The organism is Lysobacter sp. HA35, assembly GCF_054061195.1.
Window position 1 is genome coordinate 1,977,479 of sequence record NZ_JBSSDY010000001.1, and the last position, 24,747, is coordinate 2,002,225.

The 24,747-nt window shown below is 67.1% G+C and carries 20 protein-coding genes and 1 pseudogene; 8 read left to right on the plus strand and 13 right to left on the minus strand.

The features are described from left to right. Nucleotides 1–15 precede the first annotated feature (15 nt). The 8 genes from ruvA to ACVWZN_RS09890 all read right to left on the minus strand — a co-directional run bounded on the left by ruvA (nucleotide 16) and on the right by ACVWZN_RS09890 (nucleotide 7,055). Nucleotides 16–612 (minus strand): Holliday junction branch migration protein RuvA, encoded by a 597-nt coding sequence (ruvA, locus tag ACVWZN_RS09855; protein ID WP_456953668.1) that lies wholly within the window; start codon nucleotides 610–612, stop codon nucleotides 16–18. 148 nt (nucleotides 613–760) lie between these two features. Then, entirely contained in the window at nucleotides 761–1,288 is a 528-nt protein-coding gene (gene ruvC, locus ACVWZN_RS09860; protein ID WP_027081922.1) for a crossover junction endodeoxyribonuclease RuvC, read from the minus strand. 13 nt (nucleotides 1,289–1,301) lie between these two features. Continuing rightward, entirely contained in the window at nucleotides 1,302–2,033 is a 732-nt protein-coding gene (locus ACVWZN_RS09865) for a YebC/PmpR family DNA-binding transcriptional regulator (RefSeq protein ID WP_027081921.1), read from the minus strand. Between the two features lie 82 nt (nucleotides 2,034–2,115). Beyond that, the gene (locus tag ACVWZN_RS09870) at nucleotides 2,116–2,730 is read right to left on the minus strand and encodes an alpha/beta fold hydrolase (RefSeq protein ID WP_456953669.1); all 615 of its coding nucleotides are present in this window, start codon (nucleotides 2,728–2,730) and stop codon (nucleotides 2,116–2,118) included. A gap of 130 nt (nucleotides 2,731–2,860) precedes the next feature. Next, nucleotides 2,861–3,382 (minus strand): N-acetyltransferase family protein, encoded by a 522-nt coding sequence (locus tag ACVWZN_RS09875; RefSeq protein WP_456953670.1) that lies wholly within the window; start codon nucleotides 3,380–3,382, stop codon nucleotides 2,861–2,863. Then, on the minus strand, nucleotides 3,379–4,719 hold the full coding sequence (locus tag ACVWZN_RS09880; RefSeq protein WP_456953671.1) for a hypothetical protein: 1,341 nt from the start codon (nucleotides 4,717–4,719) through the stop codon (nucleotides 3,379–3,381). Before ACVWZN_RS09880 ends, ACVWZN_RS09875 begins: the two co-directional genes overlap by 4 nt. A 79-nt stretch (nucleotides 4,720–4,798) precedes the next feature. Next, complete coding sequence (gene aspS, locus ACVWZN_RS09885; protein ID WP_456953672.1) at nucleotides 4,799–6,571, minus strand: aspartate--tRNA ligase; 1,773 nt, start codon at nucleotides 6,569–6,571, stop codon at nucleotides 4,799–4,801. A gap of 109 nt (nucleotides 6,572–6,680) precedes the next feature. Next, entirely contained in the window at nucleotides 6,681–7,055 is a 375-nt protein-coding gene (locus ACVWZN_RS09890) for an FmdB family zinc ribbon protein (protein WP_456953673.1), read from the minus strand. A 127-nt stretch (nucleotides 7,056–7,182) separates the two neighbouring features. Between ACVWZN_RS09890 and ACVWZN_RS09895 the strand changes: the two genes are divergently transcribed. Together ACVWZN_RS09895 and ACVWZN_RS09900 are read left to right on the plus strand one after the other, a co-directional pair. Next, on the plus strand, nucleotides 7,183–8,574 hold the full coding sequence (locus tag ACVWZN_RS09895) for an OmpA family protein (protein ID WP_456953674.1): 1,392 nt from the start codon (nucleotides 7,183–7,185) through the stop codon (nucleotides 8,572–8,574). Further along, nucleotides 8,549–8,743 (plus strand): OmpA family protein, encoded by a 195-nt coding sequence (locus ACVWZN_RS09900; protein ID WP_456953675.1) that lies wholly within the window; start codon nucleotides 8,549–8,551, stop codon nucleotides 8,741–8,743. The genes ACVWZN_RS09895 and ACVWZN_RS09900 overlap by 26 nt, the downstream gene beginning before the upstream one ends. Before the next feature lie 3 nt (nucleotides 8,744–8,746). Here the strand turns inward: ACVWZN_RS09900 and ACVWZN_RS09905 are convergent, their stop codons facing one another. Then, nucleotides 8,747–10,582 (minus strand): ABC-F family ATP-binding cassette domain-containing protein, encoded by a 1,836-nt coding sequence (locus ACVWZN_RS09905; RefSeq protein WP_456953676.1) that lies wholly within the window; start codon nucleotides 10,580–10,582, stop codon nucleotides 8,747–8,749. A 113-nt stretch (nucleotides 10,583–10,695) separates the two neighbouring features. On the opposite strand from ACVWZN_RS09905, the gene ybaL reads away from it, so the two are divergent. Both ybaL and ACVWZN_RS09915 read left to right on the plus strand, forming a co-directional pair. Continuing rightward, nucleotides 10,696–12,357, plus strand: coding sequence for a YbaL family putative K(+) efflux transporter (gene ybaL / locus ACVWZN_RS09910; protein ID WP_456953677.1), 1,662 nt, complete (start codon nucleotides 10,696–10,698; stop codon nucleotides 12,355–12,357). 265 nt (nucleotides 12,358–12,622) lie between these two features. Continuing rightward, a complete protein-coding gene (locus ACVWZN_RS09915; protein WP_456953678.1) occupies nucleotides 12,623–13,222 on the plus strand; it encodes a hypothetical protein in 600 nt (199 codons plus the stop codon). On the opposite strand, the gene clpB is transcribed toward ACVWZN_RS09915, so the two are convergent. Beyond that, nucleotides 13,206–15,896 (minus strand): ATP-dependent chaperone ClpB, encoded by a 2,691-nt coding sequence (gene clpB, locus ACVWZN_RS09920; protein WP_456953679.1) that lies wholly within the window; start codon nucleotides 15,894–15,896, stop codon nucleotides 13,206–13,208. The two genes, ACVWZN_RS09915 and clpB, sit on opposite strands and share 17 nt — an antisense overlap. A gap of 183 nt (nucleotides 15,897–16,079) precedes the next feature. Between clpB and otsB the strand changes: the two genes are divergently transcribed. From otsB to otsA, 3 genes and pseudogenes are all read left to right on the plus strand, one after another. Further along, a complete protein-coding gene (gene otsB / locus ACVWZN_RS09925) occupies nucleotides 16,080–16,829 on the plus strand; it encodes a trehalose-phosphatase (protein WP_456953680.1) in 750 nt (249 codons plus the stop codon). Continuing rightward, entirely contained in the window at nucleotides 16,826–18,598 is a 1,773-nt protein-coding gene (locus ACVWZN_RS09930) for a glycoside hydrolase family 15 protein (RefSeq protein ID WP_456953681.1), read from the plus strand. The genes otsB and ACVWZN_RS09930 overlap by 4 nt, the downstream gene beginning before the upstream one ends. Nucleotides 18,599–18,700: 102 nt before the next feature. Next, nucleotides 18,701–20,062, plus strand: a pseudogene (otsA, locus tag ACVWZN_RS09935) (alpha,alpha-trehalose-phosphate synthase (UDP-forming)); the annotation flags it as partial. A 101-nt stretch (nucleotides 20,063–20,163) separates the two neighbouring features. On the opposite strand, the gene ACVWZN_RS09940 reads toward otsA, so the two are convergent. The 3 genes from ACVWZN_RS09940 to rluD all read right to left on the minus strand — a co-directional run bounded on the left by ACVWZN_RS09940 (nucleotide 20,164) and on the right by rluD (nucleotide 23,746). Next, complete coding sequence (locus ACVWZN_RS09940) at nucleotides 20,164–21,933, minus strand: AI-2E family transporter (RefSeq protein ID WP_456953682.1); 1,770 nt, start codon at nucleotides 21,931–21,933, stop codon at nucleotides 20,164–20,166. 77 nt (nucleotides 21,934–22,010) lie between these two features. Then, a complete protein-coding gene (pgeF, locus tag ACVWZN_RS09945) occupies nucleotides 22,011–22,778 on the minus strand; it encodes a peptidoglycan editing factor PgeF (protein WP_456953683.1) in 768 nt (255 codons plus the stop codon). Continuing rightward, nucleotides 22,775–23,746 carry a 23S rRNA pseudouridine(1911/1915/1917) synthase RluD gene (rluD, locus tag ACVWZN_RS09950; protein WP_456953684.1) on the minus strand — a complete coding sequence of 324 codons (972 nt, stop codon included), beginning with the start codon at nucleotides 23,744–23,746 and terminating at the stop codon, nucleotides 22,775–22,777. Before rluD ends, pgeF begins: the two co-directional genes overlap by 4 nt. Before the next feature lie 99 nt (nucleotides 23,747–23,845). Between rluD and ACVWZN_RS09955 the strand changes: the two genes are divergently transcribed. Then, nucleotides 23,846–24,718, plus strand: a complete 873-nt coding sequence (locus ACVWZN_RS09955; RefSeq protein ID WP_027081907.1) for an outer membrane protein assembly factor BamD — start codon at nucleotides 23,846–23,848, stop codon at nucleotides 24,716–24,718. The last annotated feature ends 29 nt before the right edge of the window (nucleotides 24,719–24,747 follow it).

Genomic DNA, 24,747 nt, shown 5'->3' on the forward strand with positions numbered 1-24,747 from the left:
AACGCGGTCCTTCGCTCAGCGGAGCGCGGACTGTAGCGCCTTGCGGATGATGGTCGCGGTGTCGTCGCCGGGCTGCACGGCGTCCTTTGCCATGCGCACGGCTTCGGCCGGCTTGTAACCGAGCTGTTGCAGGGCGATCACCGCTTCGGTCTGCGGATCAGCCGGCACGCCAGTGTTCACGCCGAGCGACGAACCCGTGCCGATCAGGTCGGCCGCGCGGTCGCGCAGCTCGACCACGATGCGTTCGGCGGTCTTCTTGCCGATGCCCGGGATGCGCGTGAGCGCGGTGACGTCGCCGGCCTGAACGAGCCGCGCGAATTCATCGACGCTTACCGCGGAGAGAATGGCCAGCGCGATCTTCGCGCCGATGCCCGTGACCTTTTGCACGTCGCGGAACAGCCGTCGCTCGCCTTCGCGCAGGAAGGCGTACAGCGAGACGCTGTCTTCCTTCTGCGCGTAGTGCGTGAACAGCACGACCTCGCGCCCGGCTTCGGGCAGGTCGTAGAACGTGCTCATCGGCGCTTCGAGCTCGTAGCCGATGCCGCCCGCCACTTCCACCATCAGCCACGGCGGCTGCTTCTGGACGAGGATCCCGCGCAGGCGCCCGATCACGCGACAGCTCCGCGCGCGCCCGCAGCCGCGCGAACGCGCCTGCCGCCAGCGAAGCTGTGAACCCGTCCGATCATGCGTCGTATCCCGTGCCGCCCACCCGGCGGCGCGCATTGTGCGCTCATTGCGATCACGGTGCGCTCCGCCCGTCTCAGCTGCCGCGTCGGCGCAGATGGGCGACCGCGATGCCGGTACGGCCGGCGGTCGCGCTCATGTGGGCGTGGGTCAGCGCGACGGCCAGTGCATCGGCGGCGTCGGCCTGGATCTTCTGCTCCGGCAGGTTCAGCAGCAGCCGCACCATGTGCTGCACCTGCTGCTTGTCCGCGGCGCCACGCCCGACCAGCGACTGCTTGATCAGCCGCGGCGCGTATTCGCTGACCGGCAGGCCGCGGCGCACCACCGTCGCGATCGCCGCGCCGCGTGCATGCCCGAGCTTCAGCGCACTGGTCGCCGACTTGTCCATGAAGACGGTTTCGATCGCGACCTGCGTCGGCTTCCATTCGTCGATCAGCGCATCGAGGCCTTCGCACAGCAGACCGAGCCGCTTCGGGAAATCCTCTGCGTCCAGCAATTTCAACGTATGTGCGGACACGTAGGCGCACTTGCCCGTCGCGTCGACGTCGACGAAGCCGACGCCGGTGCGCTGCGAGCCCGGATCGATGCCGAGGATTCGGATCACGTTTGCGCCGCCGTCAGGCGTACGCGTCCTCGCCGAGTTCAGCGTTGGAATACACGTGCTGCACGTCGTCCATGTCCTCGAGCCACGCGAGCAGCTTGGCGACCTGCCTGGCGGTGTCGCCTTCGACCTTGACGTTGTTCTCCGCGCGCATCGTCACCTGCGATTCGCCCGGCTTGAGGCCGGCCGCTTCGAGCGCCGACTTCACCGCGTCGAATGATTCGGGCGCGGTCAGCACGTCGATCGAGCCGTCTTCCGGATACACGACGACATCGTCGGCGCCGGCGTCGATCGCCGCTTCGGTGATGCGGTCTTCGTCCGCGCCTTCGCCGAACCAGATCACGCCGCGCTTGTGGAACATGAAGGACACCGAGCCGTCGGTGCCGAGGTTGCCGCCGAACTTGGAGAACGCGTGGCGGACGTCGGCGACGGTGCGCACCTTGTTGTCGGTGAGGCAGTCGACGATCACCGCAACGCCGCCGGGCGCATAACCTTCGTAGCGGAGTTCCTCGTAGGTCACGCCTTCGAGTTCGCCGGTCGCCTTCTTGATCGCGCGTTCGATGACGTCCTTCGACATGTTGACGTCGAGGCCGCGGTCGATCGCGGCGCGCAGCCGCGGATTGCCGGACGGATCACCGCCGCCCATGCGCGCGGCGACGCCGATCTCGCGAATGACCTTGGTGAAGATCTTGCCGCGCTGGGCGTCGACGGCGTTCTTGCGGGCTTCGATCGAGGGACCACGACCCATCGGGCACTTCCGGACGAACAGGTAACGGGGCGCAGATTTTACCGGATCGGCCGCTCGGAACCGGCGGCACCGGCTGGCTCGTTCAGTGCTGGAACCGGCCTTCACGCAGGAAGGCGGTGACCTGCCTGGCCGCGGTGGGCGAAAGCACGAGTCCGCTGTGGGTGGCATGGACGATGACGTGGTCGGTGAGGCCGTCGAGCCGGGTTTCGGACACGGCGACCGTGCCGTCGTTCGGGCCGTGGATCCGGCCGATCACGCGGCCCAGCCCGAGCGGGAGGGTGCCGGCGATCGAGCCGACCTCGGCGTTCCCAGCCCACGCGTGGCAACCGTCTCGCAGCAGGCGTCGGCTATGGCCGAGCCAGCGACCCAGCTTCGGGACCCGCGCCAGCCCGTCAGCCGCCGCGCTGCCGCACAGCGGCGAGCCCAGGCAGACGACGCGTTCCACCGGCAGGTCGGGCTCGGCATCCAGCGCGGTCAGCGTCATCAACCCGCCGAGGCTGTGGCCGACGATGTGACAGGGCGCGCGCCGGGCGGCGTCGGAAATCGCACGCAGCGCATGTGTGGGCCGCTGGCGGGAGCTCTCATAGCCGATCAGCTCGGTCTCGAACCCCTCGCGCCCGAGACGACGCGCGAGCAGCGCCATCGATGCCGGGCGCATCCAGAGGCCGTGGACGAGGAGTACGCGGGAAGTCGTCATCACCGCGACATCGGGCCGGTCGCGGTGTTGTGCAAGGGTGACGAAGGTCGTGCGACGCCGTGCCGCACGCGAATCGCGCCGGATATAGCGAGCGGCTACGGGTTCGCGAGGTGCAACGTTGGGAACCGCGTCAGCGTTGCGCCGGCCGTCGCATGATGAATTCCAGATCGCGCACGCGCCCCACGGGGAATTCGTACGTGCCGACCTTCTCGAAGCCGTAGCGCCCGTAGAAACGCTGCGCGCCCTCGTTCTCGCTCCACACGCCGACCCACAGCGTGCGCGGACCCTCGCGCTCCAGCCATTGCATCGCGGTGTCCATCAAACGCGCACCGCTTCCGCCGTTCTGGAATTCGCGGAGCACGTAGAGGCGCTTGACCTCGCCATCGCCGGGCACGACGTCCGCGTGCGGCAACCCACACGGACCCGCTGCGCAGTGACCGACGGCGCGACCGTCCGATTCCAGGAACCACACCGCGTAATCGGGATGCGCGAGGATCGTCGCCTGCTTGCGCACGTCGTACGCATCGTCGAGAAACGCCTGCAGATCCTCGGGCTGATACAGATGACCGAACGCTTCGACAAACGTTGCCGTCGCCAGCGACGACAACGTCGCCGCATCGTCGACCGTCGCGCGGCGGATGAGCACAGTCATAGGGTGGCTCCTTTTGTGCGACCGCGACGGGCGCGGAGCCAGCCCACCGCCACTTGAACCGCGAATGCAGCGGCGATGAACTCGAGCATGCGATAGGGAACGGCGTAACGCGGCTCGGCCTGCAGGACGAGGTGCACTGCCGTCGTGGCAACGAGTGTCAGTGCCGTCGCCCACGTTGCCGATGGAATGGGTGTCCGTCGCCGCACGACGCGCGTCACCGCGACCGCGATGCCGAACAAGGCAGCCAGGGCGACCAGCGGATTCAGACCGAAGCAGATCGATGAAATCGCGCGAAATAGCCCTTCGGTTTCGTATGGCGAGCGATAGGTCGGATAGACGTAGTACGTGCCCTGGCCTACCGCGATATCCCATCCCCACAATTCCGCAAGCTTATACCGGGCGTACCAGACGAACGAATCCACTGGCGTCCGCGCGAGGCGCGCAAGGACGACGCGCATCCCTTCCCTGCGCGACTCTCGTCCCGTCGCGATCTCCGCGTTCATCTCGCTCCATGCATCGACTGCAGCCGGCGTCATGGCGTTCGCGAGTCGCTCGCGGTGCACGATGTGGTACTCGGGATGCGAGCCTTGCACGAGGTTCACCCACGCCCGGTCCGACGCTCCCTGCGCCGCGGTGTCGACCGCGACGGCATTGCGGATCGCCCAGCCCAATGGGGCAAGCGCGAACACGAGCAGGAAGGCCAGCGCCGCGCGTCGCTGGCCGCGCCATGCCGATGCAACGCCAAGCAGGACCCAGGCGGGAGCGCACACCGGATTGGTCAACCACGCGAGTGCGGCACCCGCGCCCGCGATGCCCGCATGCACTACAGGCCTTCGACGCTCGATGCCCGCGAACGCCCAAAGCGTAGCCGCAACAAGGAATCCATAAAGCGCTTCGGACAGCAGGTACGCGCTACTGGTCACGAGATGCGGCCACGCCACGCCCAGCAGCGCCACGGCGATCGCAGCGGGCGTACCGGCAGCGCGACGTGCCAGAAGCGCGCCGAACACCACCGCCATTGCGCCCAAGGCCGATTGCGCAAGCAGCACCGGCATATAGGCGTCTTCGCCGTATTTCGCGAGGAAGGCTGCGAGAAAGACCGGATAGCCCGGTGCCCGGAATGCATCGGCGATGATCGGACCGTCGCCGACCGAACCGGAGAAGGTGCCGTGGCGAACGAGGTTCCAGGCATATGCCAGGTATTGCCCCGCATCGCCGCGGTCGAACGGATAGACGTGCGCGTGCGTAACGAAATGCACGCGTACGACCAACGCCACGACAAATACCGCCAACGCGAACAACGCGGTGCTACGCGCTCCGGTCAAGCGATATCGCACGCCTGCCGCATCGTTGAGGCCCATCACGCGGCAGATCGCGCACGGGGCGACGACAGCTCTACGCAACGTGCCACCCGACTCACTCCGCCTTCGCCTCGCGCGGACGCACGGCGACGTGCACTTCGGCGAGCTGCGCATCGGGGATCGGGGACGGTGCCCCGGTCATGAGGCACTGCGCGCTGGTCGTCTTCGGGAACGGGATGACGTCGCGGATGGATTCGGTGCCCGCCATCAGCGCGGCGATGCGGTCGATGCCGAACGCAATGCCCCCGTGCGGCGGCGCGCCGTAGCGGAGCGCTTCGAGCAGGAAGCCGAACTTGAGTTCGGCCTCGTCGCGACCGATGCCGAGCAGATCGAACACCGCGGACTGCATGGCCGAGCGATGGATGCGGATCGAACCGCCGCCGATCTCGTTGCCGTTGAGCACCATGTCGTAGCCGCGCGACACGGCGGTCGCGGCATTGGCGCGCAGGTCGGCTTCGTCGTCGACGCTCGGCGCGGTGAACGGGTGATGCAGCGCGACGTAGCGCTGCGCTTCGTCGTCCCATTCGAACATCGGGAAGTCGGTGACCCACAGCGGCGCCCAGCCTTCGGCGACGAGGCCGAGGTCCTTGCCGAGCTTGATGCGCAGTGCGCCCATGAAGTCGGACGCCGACTTGTACGTCGCGGCGCCGAAGAAGATCGCGTCGCCGGTGGTCGCGCCGGTGGCTTCGACGACGGTGGCAAGCGTCGCATCGTCCAGGAACTTCGCGATCGGCGAGTTGATGCCTTCGCGACCCTTGGTCGCGTCGTCGATCTTCATCCAAGCGACGCCCTTGGCGCCGTACTTCGCGGCATGCGCGCCGAGGTCGTCGATCTGCTTGCGCGAGAACTGCGCGCCGCCCGGCGCACGCAGCGCGATGACGCGGCCATCGGCGTGGTTCGCCCAGTCGGTGAACACCTTGAACTCGCAGTTCTTCACGACATCGGCGATGTCCGTGAATTCCAGCGGGATGCGCAGATCGGGCTTGTCGGAACCGAAGCGACGCATGGCTTCAGCGAACGTCATGCGCGGGAACGGATTCGCGAGTTCGACGCCGATGGCGTCACGGAACACCGTGCGGATCATCTCCTCGACGGTGTCCTGCACGTCACGCTCGGAGACCCACGCGAACTCCATGTCGAGCTGGGTGAATTCGAGCTGGCGATCGGCGCGCAGCGCTTCGTCGCGGAAGCAGCGCGCGATCTGGTAGTAGCGGTCGAAGCCCGCCATCATCAGGATCTGCTTGAACAGCTGCGGCGACTGCGGCAGCGCGTAGAACTCGCCCGGATGCATGCGCGCCGGCACGAGGAAGTCGCGCGCGCCTTCGGGCGTCGCCTTCGTGAGGATCGGCGTCTCGATGTCCTGGAAACCGCGCTCATCCAGATAACGACGCAGCGCCGCGACGAGCTTGGTCCGCGTACGCATCATCTTCTGCATCTCGGGACGACGCATGTCGAGATAGCGGTACTTGAGGCGGATGTCCTCGCCGGCGTTCTCGTGCGCGTGGAACGGCAGCGGGTCGGCCTTGTTCAACACTTCGATCGTGGTCGGCACGATTTCGACGCGACCGGTCGGAATCTTGTCGTTCGCGGCGTAACGCGCGCGCACCGTGCCCGTCACGCGCACCGCGTCCTCGTTACCAAGGTCGGCGGCGGCCTTGAACAGCTCGGGCTGGTCGCTCTCCACGAGCACCTGCACCACGCCTTCGTGGTCGCGAAGGTCGATGAAGGTCTGGTGGCTCTGGACGCGCGCGCTGTTGACCCAGCCGCAAAGGGTGACGGTCTGGCCGATCAGGCGCTCGTCGACGAGGCCGCAGAACTGGGTACGCATTGGGACTCCGGCGGCGCCCCGGAAGCGGGCGCGGATAAGCCGGCTAGTTTAGCGTCCGCGACGGCCGTGGACCCGGCCCGCCGTACGGGGCGGGCCGATGTCGACGTATTCAGGTCGAGCTGGACGAACCGCCGGAGCTGCCCGAGGTTCCCGAACTCGAGCCGGACGATGGCGCCGGGCTCGATGCGGGCGCGGAAGGCGCAGGCGTTGACGATGCCGGCTTGCTGTCGCCACCACCCGACGACGCGTCGGACTTCGGTGCCGTGCCGTCCCCGGCCAGGTTGCGCTTCTTGTCGCCGTCCTTCTTGAAATCCGTCTCGTACCAGCCGCCGCCGGCGAGGCGGAACTGCGGGGCGGTCAGTCGACGACGGATCTGCTGCGGTGCGCCGCATTTCGGGCAATCGGTCGGGTCGGCGTCGCTCAGCTTCTGAAGGCGGTCGAAGTCATGGCCGCAGGCGGCGCACTCGAAGGAGTAGATCGGCATGGGTCGCAACATCTCGGAACGCGGACTCCGCGGATGGGGCCGCGCACGGCCGTTTTCAAGCGCCCGCCTCACGGCGCGGCCACGGCGGCTGTCTAGAGTGGCCGCGGACCCGCACAGGATGTGATGCATGCCGACCCGACGGACGCGCCCCGCCCTCGCCGCCTTCCTTGCGGCACTGATCGTTCTCGCCGGCTGCAACCGGCATCCGGAAGGTTCAACGGCCGAAGCTTCGGCGCCCGCCGCCTCCGCTCTTTCGACACTCGAACGGGTCGCACGCCAGCCGCAGCCGGCGATTCCGCCGTCGACGTCAGCGCCCGTCGTGCAGGACCTCGCGCCCGGCGCCGCACGCCTGGGCACCGACCTGATCGCAGTCGACGTCACACGCGTGACCTACACGCCCCACGGCGTCGAGATCGATGCGGTGGCGCGGCAGTCCGGGCGCGTGCTCGGCGGCGAGGTCTACCTGAATTACGGCGACGAAGGCGTGCTGCGCGACGATCGCGGCAACACGTACCGCCTGCGTGACCCCGAGGATCGCCTGAAGACGCACTTCGCAGGCGCGGACGACCGCTGGACGCTGCATCTCGTCGCGCTCGGCTTCCTGCCGCGCGATGCCAAGCGCCTCACGCTCGGGCTCAACATCAATAGTCTCGGCACCAGTGCCGCGCTGGTCGAGACGTCGTGGGACGTGCCGCCGACGGTCGCATCGAAGCGTCGCGTTGCACCTGCTGACGTCGTGCGGCCCGGCGCCGGTTGGACGTATGCGGCGCCGCCGACCGGCAACAGCCCGCAGGGCAACGCATCGATCCGCGTGTTCTCGATCGACTGGCTGAAGGACGGCATCGCGCTGACGTTCGAAGCGCTCAACGGCACGCGCGACACGCGCACCAGCCTCAACAGTGCGAACTGGCAGTTGAGGCTCGTCGACGACCGCGGACACATCTATCGCGTCGTGCAGAACGAAGATTCCGCCGCGCGGGCCGTGCCAATCGAGAACGGCCAGCGCATCGCCGGACGACTGCTGTTCGCACCGCAGATCGCGCCGGACGCGACGCGCCTTCGCCTTCTCGCGAACGCGGGGCCGGCCGGGGACGACCCATGGGCCGCGATCGACACCAAGGACGACAACATGTTCGCCGCGCGCGTCGCGGTCGACCTCGGCACGATTCCCGACGCCGCGCGTTCGCACGCACCCGTCGCGGCCAAGCAGGACGTCACGCTCAACCTTGCACAGCCGCCGCTGCCGTCGACGCCGCTCGCGACGAGCACAATGGATCCGATCGCGAAGTTGAAGCAGGAGCTCGGCGCGAAGGACAGCGACGCCGGCACCACCGTCGACCTGCCGAGTGACGTGCTGTTCGATTTCGACAAGGCGACGCTACGGCCCGATGCGCAGCAGACGGTCGACACCCTCGCCGACCTGCTGCGTCGCATCGATCGCCCGGTGACGATCTCCGGCCACACCGATGCCCAAGGGCGACGACGCCTACAACATGAAGCTTTCGAGCGAACGTGCTGAAGCGGTGCGCAGCGCGCTGGTCAGCGCGGGCATCAATGCGTCGCGACTTGCCGCGATGGGTTACGGCGCGAGTCGTCCCAAGCGTCCGAACACCCATCCCGACGGCAGCGACGATCCCGATGCACGACAGGCGAACCGTCGCGTCGAAGTGCTGATCCCGAAAGACTGAGGCTCAGCCGGCTTCGTAGAGTTCGAGGTACTCGGCTTCGGCTTTCGCGAGCGCATCGGCGAGGCGTGTGCGCTCTTGGCCGAGGCGCGCGAAGTCCGCATGACGCGCGGGGTTCGCGAGATCGGCATCGACCGCGGCCAGCTTGCCTTCGAGTTCGGCGACCCGCGCTTCCGCCTGCGACAACTTGATCGGATTCGCCTTCTTGCCCGACTTCGGTGCGGGCGGCGGGGGTGCGACGACCGCGACGGGCGCAGCCGGCTTCGGGTCGTTCTCACGCGTGCGCAGCCACACCGCGTATTCGTCGAGGTCGCCGTCGAACGGCTGGGCGACGCCGCCGGCGACGCGCCAGAACGTTTCGCAGACCAGGCCGATCAGATGGCGGTCATGCGAGACCAGCACGATCGCGCCGTCGAAATCGCTCAGCGCTTCGGCGAGCGCCTCGCGCATGTCGAGGTCGAGGTGGTTGGTCGGCTCGTCGAGCAGCAGTACGTTGGGCTTGCGCCACGCGATCATCGCAAGTGCGAGACGCGCGCGTTCGCCGCCGGAGAAACCGTCGACGGATTCGAACGCACGATCGCCGGGGAACTGCCACTTGCCGAGGAAATCGCGCAGCTGCTGCGTGGCGACACCGGGCGCGATCTTCTGCAGATGCTCGATCGGCGTTTCGCCTTTGCGCAGCGATTCCACCGTGTGCTGCGCGAAGTAACCGATGCGCAGGTCGGGATGCGTGCCGCGTTCGCCGGCGAGCAGCTTGATCTCGCCGACCAGCGACTTCACCAGCGTCGACTTGCCCGCGCCGTTCGGGCCGAGCAACGCGATGCGATCGCCAGCCTCCAGCCGGAAAATGATGTCGCGCAGGATCGTGATGTTGCCGTAGCCGCAGTCGGCATGCGTCAGGCCGAGCAGCGAATGCGGCAGCTTGTCGGGCACCGGGAAATCGATGTGCAGCGAACGTTCCGCGCGCACGGCTTCGGTGCCGGCGAGCTTGGCAAGGCGCTTCATGCGGCTCTGCGCCTGCTTGGCCTTGCTCGCCTTCGCCTTGAAGCGATCGATGAACTTCTGCAGGTGCGCGCGCTCGATCTGCTCCTTGTCGTGCGCGATCTGCTGCTGGCGCAGTTGCTCGGCACGCTGGCGCTCGAAGTCGGTGTAGTTGCCCGAGTAGAGCTTGGCGGTGCCGGAATGCAGGTGCAGCACGTGGCTGCACAGGCCGTCGAGGAATTCGCGATCATGCGAGATAACGAACAGCGTGCCGGGATATTTCAGCAGCCACTGTTCGAGCCAGAGCACGGCGTCGAGGTCGAGATGGTTGGTCGGTTCGTCGAGCAGCAGCAGGTCACTCGGCGTCATCAGTGCACGCGCGAGATTCAACCGGACGCGCCAACCGCCCGAGAACGACTTCACGGGGCGATCGTGCGTTTCCGGCGAGAAGCCGAGGCCGTGCAGCAGCTTGGCCGCGCGCGCTTCACCGTCGTAGCCGCCGATCTCCTCGAGCACGTGGTGCGCTTCGGCGACAGCTTCCCAGTCCTCGCGTGCGGCCGCTTCGCGCTCGTTGAGCAGCGCGGCATGCACCTTCGCATCGCCGGAAAGCACGAAGTCGAGCGCGCTGTCGTCAAGCGCCGGCGTTTCCTGCGCAACGCTGGCGATGCGCGCGCGGCCGGGGATGTCGATGTCGCCCTTGTCAGGCTCGACCTCGCCCTGCAGCGCCGCGAAGAGCGACGACTTGCCCGTGCCATTGCGGCCGACCACGCCCACGCGCCATCCGGCGTGCAGCGAGAGGTCGACGCCCGAGAGCAGCAGCCGTTCGCCACGGCGCAGCGCGAAATCACGAAAACCAATCATCCGGGCATTGTACCGGCCGCCCGCACCGGGCCCGGCGCCGACGTTGCGGAGACGCGTTACGGTTAAGGTGATGAACGGCCTTTGCGCCACTTTGTTTACTGACGAAGGACCGGATGCACCACACCCCGCTCATCGCCATGCTCGTCGCGGGTTTCGCGCTCGCGTTCCTGTTCGGCGGGCTGGCGCACCGGCTGCGGCTGTCGCCGCTGGTGGGCTACCTGCTGGCCGGCGTACTGATCGGCCCGTTCACGCCGGGCTTCATCGCCGACGTGTCGCTGGCGCCACAGCTTGCGGAAATCGGCGTGATCCTGCTGATGTTCGGCGTCGGCCTGCACTTCTCGTTGCGCGACCTGCTCGACGTCAAGGGCGTGGCGATTCCGGGCGCGCTCGCGCAGATCGTTCTGGTGACGGCGCTGGGCTGGGGCCTGGCGCGGATGATCGGCTGGCCGAACATCACCGGCGTGGTGTTCGGGCTCGCGCTGTCGGTGGCGAGTACGGTCGTCGTGCTGCGCGGGTTGGAAGAACGGCGCCTGCTCGATACGTCGCGCGGTCGCGTGGCGGTCGGCTGGTTGATCGTCGAAGACCTCGCCATGGTTCTCGCGCTCGTTCTGTTGCCGGCAATCGGTGGAAAGGAAGGCGGCAACATCGGCATGGCGCTGCTGCTGACGGTCGCAAAGGTCGGCGGCTTCGTGGTGTTCATGCTGGTGGTCGGTCGACGCGTGATCCCGTGGGTACTCGAACGCGTTGCCGGCACCGGTTCGCGCGAGCTGTTCACGCTGTGCGTGCTGACCATCGCGCTCGGCGTGGCGTTTGGATCGGCACAACTGTTCGGCGTGTCGTTCGCGCTCGGTGCGTTCTTCGCCGGGCTGATCCTCAGCGAATCCGAATTCAGCCATCAGGCCGCGAACGAGACGCTGCCGCTGCGCGACGCATTCGCCGTGCTGTTCTTCGTGTCGGTCGGCATGCTGTTCGACCCGATGATCCTGATCAACGAACCGATCAACGTGCTCGCTACGTTCCTGGTCGTAGTGGTCGGTAACGGCGTGGTGGCGTGGGGCGTCGCGCGGCTGCTCGGCAAGTCGCCGGCCAGCGCGCGACTGCTCGGCGTGAGCCTTTCCCAGATCGGTGAGTTTTCTTTCATCCTCGCCACGCTCGGCATGTCGCTGGGCATGCTGTCGAAGGACGGGCAGAGCCTGATCCTCGCGGCGGCGATCATGTCGATCATCATCAATCCGCTGCTGTTCGCGGTGCACGACCGCATCGAAGCGCGACGCGAACGCGAACCGCCTGCGCCGCTCGATGTGATGTCGCCGCCGCTGCCGGACGGCGAGCGTCCGCACGTGATCCTGGTCGGTTACGGACGTGTCGGCAGCGAACTCGGGCCGCTGCTGCAGTCGCATGACATTCCGCTCGTGGTGATCGACGACGACGAACCGCTGGTCGAACGTGCGCGTGCCGCCGGAATTCCTGCCATCCGCGGACATGCGGCGAATCCCGCGGTGCTGCTCGAGGCGCAGCCGCAGCGTGCGCAGATGGCGCTGGTCGCGATTCCGAACGCGTTCGAAGCGGGCGAGATCGTCGAGCGACTGCGCGAACTCAATCCGACCATCAGCGTGATCGCGCGTGCGCATTCGGATGCCGGCGTCCGTTACCTGCTCGACCGCGGTGCCGATGGTGCAGTGATGGCGGAGCGCGAACTCGCGCACAGCCTTGCCGAGATGGTGAGTGCGCTGCCTGCGTTCCGGGGCGAACGGTCGCTACCGCCGGCAACGTGACGCGACGTGACGCTGATCGCTCTCACCGGCGCCGGAATGTCGGTCGAGAGTGACGCGCCACGTTCGGTGATGCACCGACCGGCCTGTGGGCGCGTCCGACGAGCAACGCCCGACAACGCACGGAGCCTTCCGTCGCGACCCCGCGCTGCATGCATGGCCCGATGCCGGTCATGAAGCGATCGCGGGCCTGACCCGACGTGTCGCGTCGCCGGCGCTGCAGTCTAGAATCGGCCCGCGCCGGGGAGGCGCATCATCAGGGGATCGAATGTTTCGTCTTTTCAAGACAGCCGCGCTTGCGGCCTTGCTTCTCGTCGCAATGCCCGCGTTCGCGCAGGACGCCACCGGCACGCTCGTGCTCGACGTCAAGCCGTTCCAGTCGGAAGTTACGCTCAAGCCGAAGATCCAGTCGCAGCTGGAATCCGGCGGTGTCGAGTGGGGCCTGAAGGATCATCAGATGGTGGTGACGATGGTCAACAAGCGATTCGTCGACTTCGACATCGCGCACATGACGCGCTACGGCCGCAGCGAGACGCTGGCACTGCCGCCCGGCGAGTACTCGCTCACCGGCATCGGACTCGAAATGCACACGGCCTTCAGCCCGGAGAAGGTGCTGGCCAAGGGCGCATTCGTGAATGCGGACGTCGTCAAGTTCACGATCGAGCCTGGCAAAACGACAACGCTCACCATGCTCCCCATCATCGGCCGCGACATGACCTTCCTCATCGAGTGGTACATGCCGGCGCTGATGACGTCGGTGACCACCGACGCGGCTGCGACGCCGCCGGTCGCGATCAACGTCCGCGGGGACACATCGATTGCCTGGCCCGCCTACAATGGCGCGCTGAAGTTCAAGGCCGCGAAGTAAGACCAAGAGGCCGCGGATATCGCGGCCTCTTTCGCTTTAGACCAATCCAGTGCGGTGCGACCGTCTCGATGGCGTACCGCGCGGAAGGCCGGTTCACCCCCGATCGAATTCCAGGTGCCCGCCTTCGGTGCGCACGCGAACCGTATCGCCGTTCGCGAACTCGCCGGAGAGGATGCGCTGCGCCAGCGGATTCTCCAGCTGTTGCTGGATGGCACGCTTCAACGGACGTGCGCCGTACACAGGGTCGAAACCGACGTTGCCGAGCAGCGTCAGCGCTTCGTCGGTGAGTTCGAGCTTCAATCCCACGCTCGCCCATGCGCTTCTCCAGCCCACGCAGCTGGATCTTCGCGATCTCGCGGATCTGCGCCTTGTCGAGCGGATGGAAGACGACGATGTCGTCGAGGCGATTGATGAACTCCGGCCGGAAGTGCGCCTGCACCACGCCCATCACCGCGGCCTTCATCTGCATGTAGGCCTGTGGTGAATCGTCGCCCTGCATCTCCTGGATCTGGTGCGAGCCGAGGTTGGACGTCATCACGATGACCGTGTTGCGGAAATCGACCGTGCGGCCTTGGCCGTCGGTGAGGCGTCCGTCGTCCAGCACCTGCAGCAGGATGTTGAACACATCCGGATGCGCCTTCTCGACCTCGTCGAGCAGGATCACGCTGTACGGGCGACGACGCACCGCTTCGGTCAGGTAACCACCTTCCTCGTAGCCGACGTAGCCCGGAGGCGCGCCGACCAGTCGGCTCACGGCGTGCTTCTCCATGAATTCGCTCATGTCGATGCGCACCATCGCGTCGGCGGAATCGAACAGGAATTCGGCCAGCGCCTTGCACAGCTCGGTCTTGCCGACGCCGGTGGGGCCGAGGAACAGGAACGAGCCGCTCGGACGATTCGGGTCGCTCAGCCCCGCGCGCGAACGACGCACCGCATCCGAAACGACCTTGATCGCTTCCTCCTGTCCGACAACGCGCGTGTGCAGCTGCGCTTCCATCTTCAGCAGCTTCTCGCGCTCGCCTTCGAGCATGCGGTTGACCGGAATGCCGGTCCAGCGCGACACGACTTCCGCGATCTCCTCGGCCGTCACCTTGTCCTGCAGCAGCGTGAAGCCTTTGGTCTCGGCTTCCTGCGCGGTCGTGAGTTGCTTTTCCAGTTCGGGAATGCGTCCGTACTGGATCTCGCTCATCTTCGCGTAGTCCTGCTTGCGCTGCGCGGCCTCCAGCTCGACGCGCGCCGTCTCGATCTGCTCCTTGATCTTGGTCGCGCCCTGCACGCTCGCTTTCTCGGCGCGCCAGACTTCCTCGAGATCGTTGAACTCGCGCTCGAGCGTCGCGATGTCGGCTTCGAGATCGACCAGCCGCTGCTTCGACGCCTCGTCCTTCTCCTTCTTCAGTGCCTCGCGCTGGATCTTGAGCTGGATGAGTCGACGCTCCTTGCGGTCGAGTTCTTCCGGCTTGGAATCGATTTCCATGCGGATGCGCGACGCGGCTTCGTCCATCAGGTCGATGGCCTTGTCGGGAAGCTGGCGGTCGGCGATGTAGCGGTGGCTCAGCGTGGCTGCGGCGACGATCGCGGGATCGGTGATCTCGACGCCGTGATGCACGGCGTAGCGCTCCTTGAGGCCGCGCAGGATCGCGATGGTGTCCTCGACCGATGGCTCGCCCACGAACACCTTCTGGAAGCGACGCTCCAGCGCGGCGTCCTTCTCGACGTACTTGCGGTATTCGTCGAGCGTGGTCGCGCCGATGCAGTGCAGCTCGCCGCGTGCGAGAGCGGGCTTGAGCATGTTGCCGGCGTCCATCGCGCCATCGGCCTTGCCGGCGCCCACCATCGTGTGCAGCTCGTCGATGAAGAGGATGATCTGGCCTTCGTTCTTCGACAGGTCGTTGAGCACCGCCTTCAGCCGTTCCTCGAACTCACCGCGATATTTCGCACCGGCGATCAGCGCGCCCATGTCGAGCGAGAGCACACGCTTGCCGCGCAGGCCTTCGGGCACTTCGTTGTTGACGATGCGCTGCGCGAGGCCTTCGACGATCGCCGTCTTGCCGACGCCCGGCTCGCCGATCAGCACCGGATTGTTCTTGGTGCGACGCTGCAGCACCTGGATCGTGCGACGGATTTCCTCGTCGCGGCCGACGACCGGATCGAGCTTGCCGCTCTCGGCGCGCGCGGTGAGGTCGACGGTGTACTTCTCCAGCGCCTGACGCGCCTCTTCCGCGTTCTCGTCCTGCACCTTCTCGCCGCCGCGCAGTTTGTCGACGGCCGCTTCGAGTTTGTCCTTGGTCGCACCGGTCGCCTTCAGCGCGCGACCGAGATCGCCGCCGTCCTCCAGCGCCGCGAGCACGAAAAGCTCGCTGGCGATGAAGCTGTCGCCGCCCTGCGAGGCCAGCTTGTCGGTGACGTTCAGTAGTCGCGCGAGGTCGTTGCCGACCGAGATGTTGCCGGCCTGGCCGGACACCTTCGGCAACTTGTCGAGCGCTTCGCCGAGCCGTTCGCGCAGCGCGGCGACGTTGACGCCGGCCTGCGATAGCAACGGTCGCGTGCTGCCGCCCTGCTGGTCGAGCAGCGCGGTCATCAGGTGCGCGGGCTCCAGCACGCTGTGGTCGCGCGCGACCGCGAGCGACTGCGCGTCGCCGAGCGCCTGCTGGAAGCGGGACGTGAGCTTGTCCATCCGCATGGGAATCCTCTTGAATCGGGGCGGCTGTGAACCGCGATGGCCGATAGATGCGGTCTATGCCCGGCGATTCAAGCGTGGGCCGCGACCGTTCAGCAGCACGTCAAGCGCTCCGGCGGCTGTCCACCCTGCGCTTACGTGGCGACCACCAGACTCCCGCCGATGAGTGCGACCGCCCCGATGACCCTGCCCGCCCCGCCGCCCGTCCAGTCCGACTGGGCGCTGTTCCTCGACGTCGACGGCTGCCTGCTCGACTTCGCGGACGATCCCAATGACGTCCATGTGCCCGACGGCCTCGGCGATGCGCTGCGGCGGTTGTCGCAGGCGTTGCAGGGCGCACTGGCGCTGGTGAGCGGGCGTCGCATCGCGCAACTCGACACGTTGTTTCCCGACCTGCGCGTGCCGGCGGCCGGCCTTCACGGGCTCGAACTGCGCGAGGACATTCACGTCGCGACGCCGCTCGATATCCCGCCCGAACTTGCGCGCGTGCGTGAAGCCGCGGAACAGATCGCCGATGCGCATCCGGGTGCGCGCGTGGAGGACAAGGGCGTCGCACTCGCGCTGCATTGGCGTGCGGCGCCGAATGCGCGCTCGGCTCTCGAAGCGATCGCCGCGTCTGCGTTGTCGCACCTGCCTGGCTATCGCCTGCAGCATGGCAACTGCGTCGTCGAACTGCGGCCTGCGCAAGCGGACAAGGGCGAGGCGGTGCGTCGATTGATGGCGATATCCGCGTTCGCCGGTCGCACGCCCGTGTTCGCAGGCGACGACCTCACCGATGAGGACGGCTTCGCCGCGGCGAACCATCTCGGCGGGCTCTCGGTGCGTGTGGGTGACCGCCAGCCCAGCTTGGCGACACACACGCTCGCCGACACCAATGCACTGCGCGGCTGGATCGTCGATGGTGCCGATCGCCTGGGAGCCGCCGCATGAGTTCGCTGTCGCTGGGCCTGATCGGCAATTGCAGTGTCGGCGCATTGGTCGACCCGCAGGCGCGCATCGTCTGGGGCTGCGTGCCCGCGTTCGACGGCGACCCGACGTTCTGCGCACTGCTGTCGCCGCGCATCGATGGCGGCGATTTCGCGATCGAACTCGATGGCGGCGTATCGAGCGAGCAGCACTACATCGAGAACACCGCGGTATTGCGTACGGTGCTGCGCGACGACCGCGGCGGTGCGATCGAGATCCTCGATTTCGCACCGCGCTGGAAACAGTACGACCGCTTCTATCGCCCGGTGATGCTGATCCGCACGGTGCGCCCGCTGTCGGGCGAGCCGCGCGTCCGCGTGCGGCTGCGCCCGCTGGTCGAGTATGGCGCGCGGGTTCCTGAGCGCACGTGGGGCAGCAACCACATCCGTTTCGTGCTCAACGACTTCACGCTTCGCCTCAACACCGATGCGCCGGTGCGCATGGTGCGCGAGGAGATCCCGTTCCTGCTCGACCGCGAGCTGCACTTCATCCTCGGTCCGGACGAAACCTTTACCCGCGCGATTTCCGACTACGCGCACGAAGCACTCGAAAAGACGATCGATTACTGGCGCGAATGGGTGCGTGCGCTTTCGATCCCGCTGGAATGGCAGGACGCCGTCATCCGCAGCGCGATCACGCTTAAGCTCTGCCAGTACGACGAAACCGGCGCGATCATCGCCGCGATGACCACGTCCATCCCGGAAGCTGCGCACACGCAGCGCAACTGGGACTACCGCTACTGTTGGCTCCGCGACGCCGCGTTCGTGGTGCGCGCTCTCAACCGCCTCGGCGCGACCCGCACGATGGAGGAATACCTGCGCTACGTGTCCAACCTCATTCCCGAGGACGGGCACCTGCAGCCGCTTTACGGCATCGGCCTCGAGCGCGAGCTGCACGAAGAAGAGATGGAGGGCCTCACCGGTTATCGCGGCATGGGACCGGTACGTCGCGGCAATCTCGCGTGGGTGCAGCCGCAACACGATGTCTACGGCAGCGTGGTGCTCGCGTCGACGCAGATGTATCTCGACCGCCGTCTCAACCTGCCGAGCGGCAGCACGCATTTCCGTCGCCTTGAACGTCTTGGCGAACGCGCCTACGCGTTGTTCGACCAACCCGACGCCGGCCTCTGGGAGTTTCGCGGCCGCGTCGAGGTCCACACCTACTCCGCAGTGATGTGCTGGGCGGCATGCGATCGCCTTGCGCGCATCGCACGCGCGCTGCAGATCGGTGACCGCGAGGCCTTCTGGCGCGAGCGCGCGGATCGAATGCATGCACGCATCGACGACCTCGCGTTCGACAAGAACCGTGGCCACTTCGTTGAAGGCACGCACAGCGGCCGCATGGACGCCGTACTGCTGCTGCTCGCGGATCTCGGCTTCGTGCGTGCGGACGATCCACGCTTCGCGGCGACGGTCGATGCGGTAGGCCGCGAGCTGCGTCGCGAGGACGGCATGCTTCGTTACGTCGCGCCCGACGACTTCGGCGTGCCGGAAACGAGCTTCACTATCTGCACGTTCTGGTACATCGATGCGCTCGCGTCGGTCGGTCGCGCCGATGAAGCGCGTGAGCTGTTCGAACGCGTGCTCGCGCGCCGCAATCCGCTGGGCCTGTTGTCGGAAGACCTGTCGCTGGAAGGCAACGAGCTCTGGGGCAATTTCCCGCAGACGTATTCGCACGTCGGCCTGATCAACGCGGCGATGCGCCTGAGCCGCCCGTGGGAGGACGCAACCTAGCGTTCCGTTCCGCGCTCGTTGCCGTCACGTATCGACGAACCGCGCGCGGGCATGCTCGCTCGTACCGGCGTCCGTCGGCAGGAGCATCAGCGCAGGCATCGCATGGGTCGTCTCGTCGTCGTCAGTAACCGCGTCGCATTGCCCGAGGAGTCGCGGGCCGGCGGGCTCGCGATCGCACTGCTCGACGCACTGCGCGAGGACGGCGGCCTGTGGTTCGGCTGGAGCGGCAAGATCGATCCGCATGCCTCGGGCCGCATGCACGAGCAGCAGGACGGCAACATCCGCTTCATCACGATGGACCTGTCCGCGCAGGACCACGAGGACTACTACAACGGCTTCGCGAACCGCACGCTGTGGCCGTTGCTGCACTTCCGCATGGACCTGGTCGATTACGACCGCGACACGTATGCGGGCTACCAGGTCGTCAATGCGCTGTTCGCCGGCAAGCTCGCACCTCTGCTGAAAGAAGACGACCTCGTCTGGATCCACGACTACCACCTGATTCCGCTTGCGCGATTGCTGCGCGAGCGCGGCGTCAAATGTCGTATCGGTTTCTTCCTGCACGTGCCGATGCCGTCGTCAGACCTGCTTGCCGCGTTGCCCAGTCATCAACGCCTGTTCGAAGGCCTGTCGTCCTGCGACCTGGTCGGCTTCCAGACCGAACGTGATCTCGAACGCTTCCAGGACTATGTGCGCCTGTTCGGCGGCGGCCGCGTGATCGAACGTGGTGTTCTCGAAGCACCAAATGGCCGACGTTTCCGCGCGGGCGCATTCCCGATCAGCATCGATACGACGCGCATCGCGGCACTGGCACGCGAAGCGGTCGCGAAATCCGCAGTGAAGCGGCTGGTCAGCAGCATGTCGGGCCGCGATCTTGCGATCGGTGTCGACCGGCTCGATTACTCGAAAGGCCTGCCGGAACGTTTCCGCGGTTTCGCGAACTACCTCAAGCGCTATCCGCAGCAGCGCGGGCAGCTAACGTTCCTGCAGATCGCGCCGGTGTCGCGTGGCGGCGTTGCCGAGTACCGCGACCTGCGCAGCGAACTCGAACAGATCTCCGGCAACATCAACGGGCGATTCGCTGAGCCGGACTGGACGCCGGTGCGCTACGTCAACCGCAACTTTCCGCATTCGACGCTGACGGGCTTCTATCGGCTTGCGAAAGTCGGACTGGTGACGCCGCTGCGCGATGGCATGAACCTGGTCGCCAAGGAGTTCGTCGCCGCCCAGGATCCGGATGATCCAGGCGTTCTTTTGTTGTCGCCGTTCGCAGGTGCATCGCGCGAACTCGATGGCGCGCTGGTGGTGAACCCGTACGACCTTGACGGCGCCGGCGATGCGATCGCGCAGGCGATGACGATGCCGCTGGAGGAACGCCGCGAGCGCTGGCAGGGCATGTTCCGCCACCTCAAGCGTCACGACATCACGTTCTGGCGTCGCAGTTATTTGAAGGCGCTGCGCGAAGCCGGCGATTTCAAGGAATCGGCCGACGCCGGCGAGCGCCGGACAGCGCGACGACGCCGGACCGACGCCACGCAGGGCGTGCGGCCGCACTGACGAATGAATCAGCGCATCGCCGTGATCTTGCGCAGCTCCGACGCGGCGGTCGTCAATGTCGACGCCAAGCGGAACACACCGAGTTCCGAGAGTTCACGACGCTGCCGCACCTGCGCTTCGTCGAGCAGGCCGGGCCGCACCACGAGCAGCGGCAGTCCTTCGAACTCCGTGCCGAGTCGCTTGACCAGATAGCGCACATGCGCGAGCCCGCCGGGCGGCACCGACACCAGCACGAGCGCGTCGATCTGCGCGCCGCGGATGTGTTCGACCACGTCGGACGCCAGAACCGCAGATGACGCGGCGTTCCACTCGATGCGCCCCATATCGATGAGCTTGCCGAGCATCGACACCGCCACTTCGTCGACGTTGTCGCGCACCGGAATCGCGAGCACGCGCATGCGGTCGGCACCCACCATGTCATCCGGGCGAATGAGTCGACGGTGCGCATCGACCAGTGCATGCGCTTCGTCGATCACGCGTGCATGGTCGGACGCCTGCAGTCGGCCCTGACGCAGATCCTCGCGCGCATGCGCGAGCGTCGGCACGACGATCTCGTCGTAGGCGCGATCCAGGCCGTCGAGCGCGGCGTAATCGTCTAGCAGGTCGGCGGCTTCGGTGTCGTCCTGCGCGAGCAGGCGCTGGTAGAAGCGATGCGCAGGCGCAAGTGGTGGTGTGTCGCCAAGTAGCGTGTCAAGGAATTTCAGGAACGGCACGTACCGCCCGAGCACGACGAGACAGACCGTGAGCGGTGATGCGAGCACGAGCCCGATCGGCCCCCACAGCCACGTCCAGAACGCGACCGCGATCAGCAGCGCCGCCTGCGAAACGCCCATGCCACGCCCGTACACCCAGGGCTCGACCAGCATGTTGGTGATCAGCTCGAGCGTGCCGAACAGTGCGACAACGAGAAGCGCAGTCGTCCATTCGCGTGCAATCAATAGGCTCAGCGCGACCGGCATGAATGCGGCAAGCCAAGAGCCTAAATACGGGATGTAGCGCAGCACCGCGGCGAAGAATCCCCACAGCAGCGCATACGGCACGCCGATCACCGACAGGCCGATCGCGACGCATAGTCCGTACCCGCTGTTCACCATCAACTGCATCAGCAGGTAACGGCTGACGCGCTGGCCTGCGTCTTCCAGTGCTCGCGTCGTATCCGCCAACTGATCGACGCCGACCAGCGAGATCAGGCGATCGCGCAGGTCCTCGCGATGGATGAGCATGAAAATCACGAGCACCAGCACGAGGCCGAGCCCCGCGAGTGGTTCGAGCAGCGGCCCCGCGATCGCCCACAGCTGCGACATGCGCACCGGTTCCTGCTGCACGATGCGCACCGGCTGCGCGCGGGCGGCCTCGCGTTCGGCCTGTGTCATCGGCGCGGGGCCGCGGCGGTCGAGCTGGGTGGAGATGCGTTCGGTCACCACCTGCAACTTGTCGAGCAGCCCGGTGCGACCGCGCGATCGCAACTGTTCGATCTTCGCGGTGACGTTGGGTTCGTAGCGCGGGTATGCGTCGAGCAGGCTGCCGACCTGCCGCGTCACCGCGAAGCCCGCGCCGATCGCCAGCGCGAGCGCGAGCACCGTCATCAATGCGCTCGACACCACGCGCGACACGCCGCGGCGTTCGAGGTAATGCGCAGGCGGCGCCAGCAGGAACGTGAAAAGGATGGCGAGCGCCACCGGGATCACGATCACCTTTGCCCAGTACAGGAAGCCGAGCACCAGCGCGGCGCCGACGAGTACCGGCAACGCACGGTTGAGGTTGGATTGCTCGGCCACACGATCCCCTTCGCCGGGAATCCGGCCGCGCCCTTATGCGCCGTGGGGCGTCAAGGCCGCATGCAGCCGCTTGATGGTCAGCCGCGCGGGTCGCGCCAGACCAGCGAGGCCATGCGTCCGGTGCGGCGGTCTCGACGATGCGAGAAGAAGCGCGCGGGCTCGGCGATCGTGCTGAGGCCGCCGCCGAAGATGGCGTTCTCGGCGAGGCCCGCAGCGATCAGGCGCGTGCGCGCCAGTGCATAGAGGTCGACGCGCCAGTGGCCGGGACGCGTGGCGACGAAGGCGGACGCGGCGCCGGCGTCCTTTTCGACGAACGCGTCGTAAACGTCTGCTCCGATTTCATACTCCACCGGCCCAGCCGCGGGGCCGAACCACGCGATCAGGTCATCCGGCGACGTCCGCATCGCGGCGACCGTCGCCTCGAGCACGCCGTCGGCCAGCCCGCGCCAGCCTGCGTGCGCGCCACCGACCTCCGATCCGTCGCGCGCGGCGAACAGCACAGGCAGGCAGTCAGCGGTGAGGATTGCGATGACGACGCCGGCATCGGATGTCACCGCGGCGTCCGCCTGAGGTTCGTCGGTCGGCGCGTCGTCAGCCGTGAATCGAACAACCTCGACGCCGTGCACCTGCCGAAGCCAGCGCGGCCGCGACGGCAGCGCGAGCAGGTCGACGAGTTCACCGCGGTTGGCGTCAACGGTGATCGTGTCATCGCCATCCGCCGCGTACCGATTGCCGAGGTTGAACGTGTCGAACGGTGCAACGGAACGACCGGCACCAAAGCGCAGCGTCGTCCCGCCATGCACACCGGCGGGCACAGGCCAGTCGGCGTGCAGGAACGCGGTCACCGCGTGCGTTCCTCGTGCTCGCGCTGGTCGGTGCGCAGTGCATCGACGAGCGCGCGCAGGTCGGCCGGCACCGGTGCGGTGCAGCGCACCGGCTCGCCGGTAGTGGGATGCACGAATTCCAGCGTCTCGGCATGCAGCGCCTGGCGCTTGAACGCGCGCAGCGTTTCGATGGTTTCCGGCGATGCGCCGCGCGGGAGCTTCAACGGGCCGCCGTAAAGCGGATCGCCCACGATCGGATGCTTGAGGTGCGCCATGTGCACGCGGATCTGGTGGGTGCGGCCGGTTTCGAGGCGGCATTCCAGCAGCGTGTGCGCACGGAAACGCTCCCGCAGGCGGAAGTGCGTCACCGCGTCCTTGCCGTCGTCGCGCACGGCCATGCGCAGGCGGTCGCGCGGATGACGGTCAATCGGGGCATTGGCGGCGCCGCCGGATACCAGCGCACCGACGACGACCGCGAGGTACTGGCGATGCACCTGTCGCGCCGAGAGCTGGTCGACCAACGACGTATGCGCCTGCAGCGTGCGAGCGATGACCATGACGCCCGAGGTGTCCTTGTCGAGCCGATGCACGATGCCCGCGCGCGGCAGCGCCGACAGCGAGGCGTCGCGATGCAGCAGCGCGTTGACCAGCGTGCCCGCCGGGTTTCCCGCGCCCGGGTGCACGACGAGGCCGGCGGGCTTGTCGATCACGATGACCTCGGCGTCCTCATAAAGAACGTCGAGCGCGATGTCCTCGGCCGGGGCGTCGGTCTGCACGCCGATCTCGGCCTGGACCGTGACGTGCTCGCCGCCGCGCACCGGATCGCGCGGACGGACCTCGCGGCCGTCGAGCCGGGCCTGCCCGGTCTTGATCCAGCCGGCCAGCCGCGAGCGCGAATGCTCGGGGAACAGCTCGGCCAGGACGGCATCGAAGCGGCGCCCGGCGCTGGTATCGGGGACGCGGGCTTCGAGGGTGATCGTGTCGGACATCGGTGGCCTTGTTCCTTGCGGCCCGCCAGCGCGGGTCGGTTAAGACGGTCCTGCTATTATCCGGCCTTCCTGTCTCCCGATCCGGCATCCGTCGATCCCATGAGCTATCGCTCCGCCTTCCGCCCGTCGCCCGTGTCCCTCGTCCGTGGCCTGGCGGTCGCAGTCCTCGCGGTCTCCCTACTCGCCGGCGCCGGTTGCGCGCGCTTCCGCCACAAGGGCGACTCGAACGAAGGCGTTCCGGTCGAGACCCTGTACCAGAAGGGTCACAAGTCCATGGTCAACGGCAACTGGTCCTCGGCCGAGGAGACGTACAAGCGCCTCATCGCCCAGTACCCGTACGGCCCGTACACCGAGCAGGCGCAGATCGAAACCGCCTACGCGCAGTACAAGGCCGGCCAGCACGATGACGCGATCAGCACCATCGACCGCTTCATCCGCACCTACCCGACCAACCGCAACATCGCGTACCTGTACTACCTGCGCGGCCTGGTGAATTCCTCGCGCGACGCCGTGTTCCTGCAGCGCGTATGGCACCTCGACCCGGCGCGCCGCGACCTCGCTACGCCGCAGCAGGCGTACAACGACTTCGGCATCGTGGTCGAGCGCTACGGCAACAGCCGTTACGCCGCCGACGCACGCGACCGCATGGCCAAGCTGCGCGACATGTTCGCCCGCTACGAGATGGAAACCGCGCTGTACTACCTCGAGCGCCACGCGGACGTCGCCGCGATCGACCGCGCGAAGTACGTGCTCGAGAACTATCCGCAGTCGAGCTACCAGAACGACGCGATCGCGACGATGGCTTCGGCGTATACGTCGCTCGGCAACACCACGCTCGCCAACGACGCGCGCGCCGAGCTGCAGAAGGCGGATCCGAACCACGCCTACCTCAAGGGCGAGTGGCCGGATTACCCGAGCCACCTGCGCCGCCTGAACCCGTTCGGTGGCGACACGTCCAAGGTCGGTCACTGATCGGTCGCAGCACCGCGTCGACGAACGCC

Bases quoted from the DNA above. Each gene is read 5' to 3' on its own strand.
- aspS (WP_456953672.1), bottom strand. From the start codon at position 6,571: ATGCGTACCCAGTTCTGCGGCCTCGTCGACGAGCGCCTGATCGGCCAG.
- ACVWZN_RS09930 (WP_456953681.1), top strand. From the start codon at position 16,826: ATGAGTTCGCTGTCGCTGGGCCTGATCGGCAATTGCAGTGTCGGCGCA.
- clpB (WP_456953679.1), bottom strand. From the start codon at position 15,896: ATGGACAAGCTCACGTCCCGCTTCCAGCAGGCGCTCGGCGACGCGCAG.
- ACVWZN_RS09875 (WP_456953670.1), bottom strand. From the start codon at position 3,382: ATGACTGTGCTCATCCGCCGCGCGACGGTCGACGATGCGGCGACGTTG.
- ACVWZN_RS09915 (WP_456953678.1), top strand. From the start codon at position 12,623: ATGTTTCGTCTTTTCAAGACAGCCGCGCTTGCGGCCTTGCTTCTCGTC.
- ACVWZN_RS09900 (WP_456953675.1), top strand. From the start codon at position 8,549: ATGAAGCTTTCGAGCGAACGTGCTGAAGCGGTGCGCAGCGCGCTGGTC.
- ACVWZN_RS09955 (WP_027081907.1), top strand. From the start codon at position 23,846: ATGAGCTATCGCTCCGCCTTCCGCCCGTCGCCCGTGTCCCTCGTCCGT.
- ACVWZN_RS09895 (WP_456953674.1), top strand. From the start codon at position 7,183: ATGCCGACCCGACGGACGCGCCCCGCCCTCGCCGCCTTCCTTGCGGCA.
- ACVWZN_RS09865 (WP_027081921.1), bottom strand. From the start codon at position 2,033: ATGGGTCGTGGTCCCTCGATCGAAGCCCGCAAGAACGCCGTCGACGCC.
- ybaL (WP_456953677.1), top strand. From the start codon at position 10,696: ATGCACCACACCCCGCTCATCGCCATGCTCGTCGCGGGTTTCGCGCTC.
- otsB (WP_456953680.1), top strand. From the start codon at position 16,080: ATGACCCTGCCCGCCCCGCCGCCCGTCCAGTCCGACTGGGCGCTGTTC.
- ACVWZN_RS09870 (WP_456953669.1), bottom strand. From the start codon at position 2,730: ATGACGACTTCCCGCGTACTCCTCGTCCACGGCCTCTGGATGCGCCCG.
- ACVWZN_RS09890 (WP_456953673.1), bottom strand. From the start codon at position 7,055: ATGCCGATCTACTCCTTCGAGTGCGCCGCCTGCGGCCATGACTTCGAC.
- ACVWZN_RS09905 (WP_456953676.1), bottom strand. From the start codon at position 10,582: ATGATTGGTTTTCGTGATTTCGCGCTGCGCCGTGGCGAACGGCTGCTG.
- rluD (WP_456953684.1), bottom strand. From the start codon at position 23,746: ATGTCCGACACGATCACCCTCGAAGCCCGCGTCCCCGATACCAGCGCC.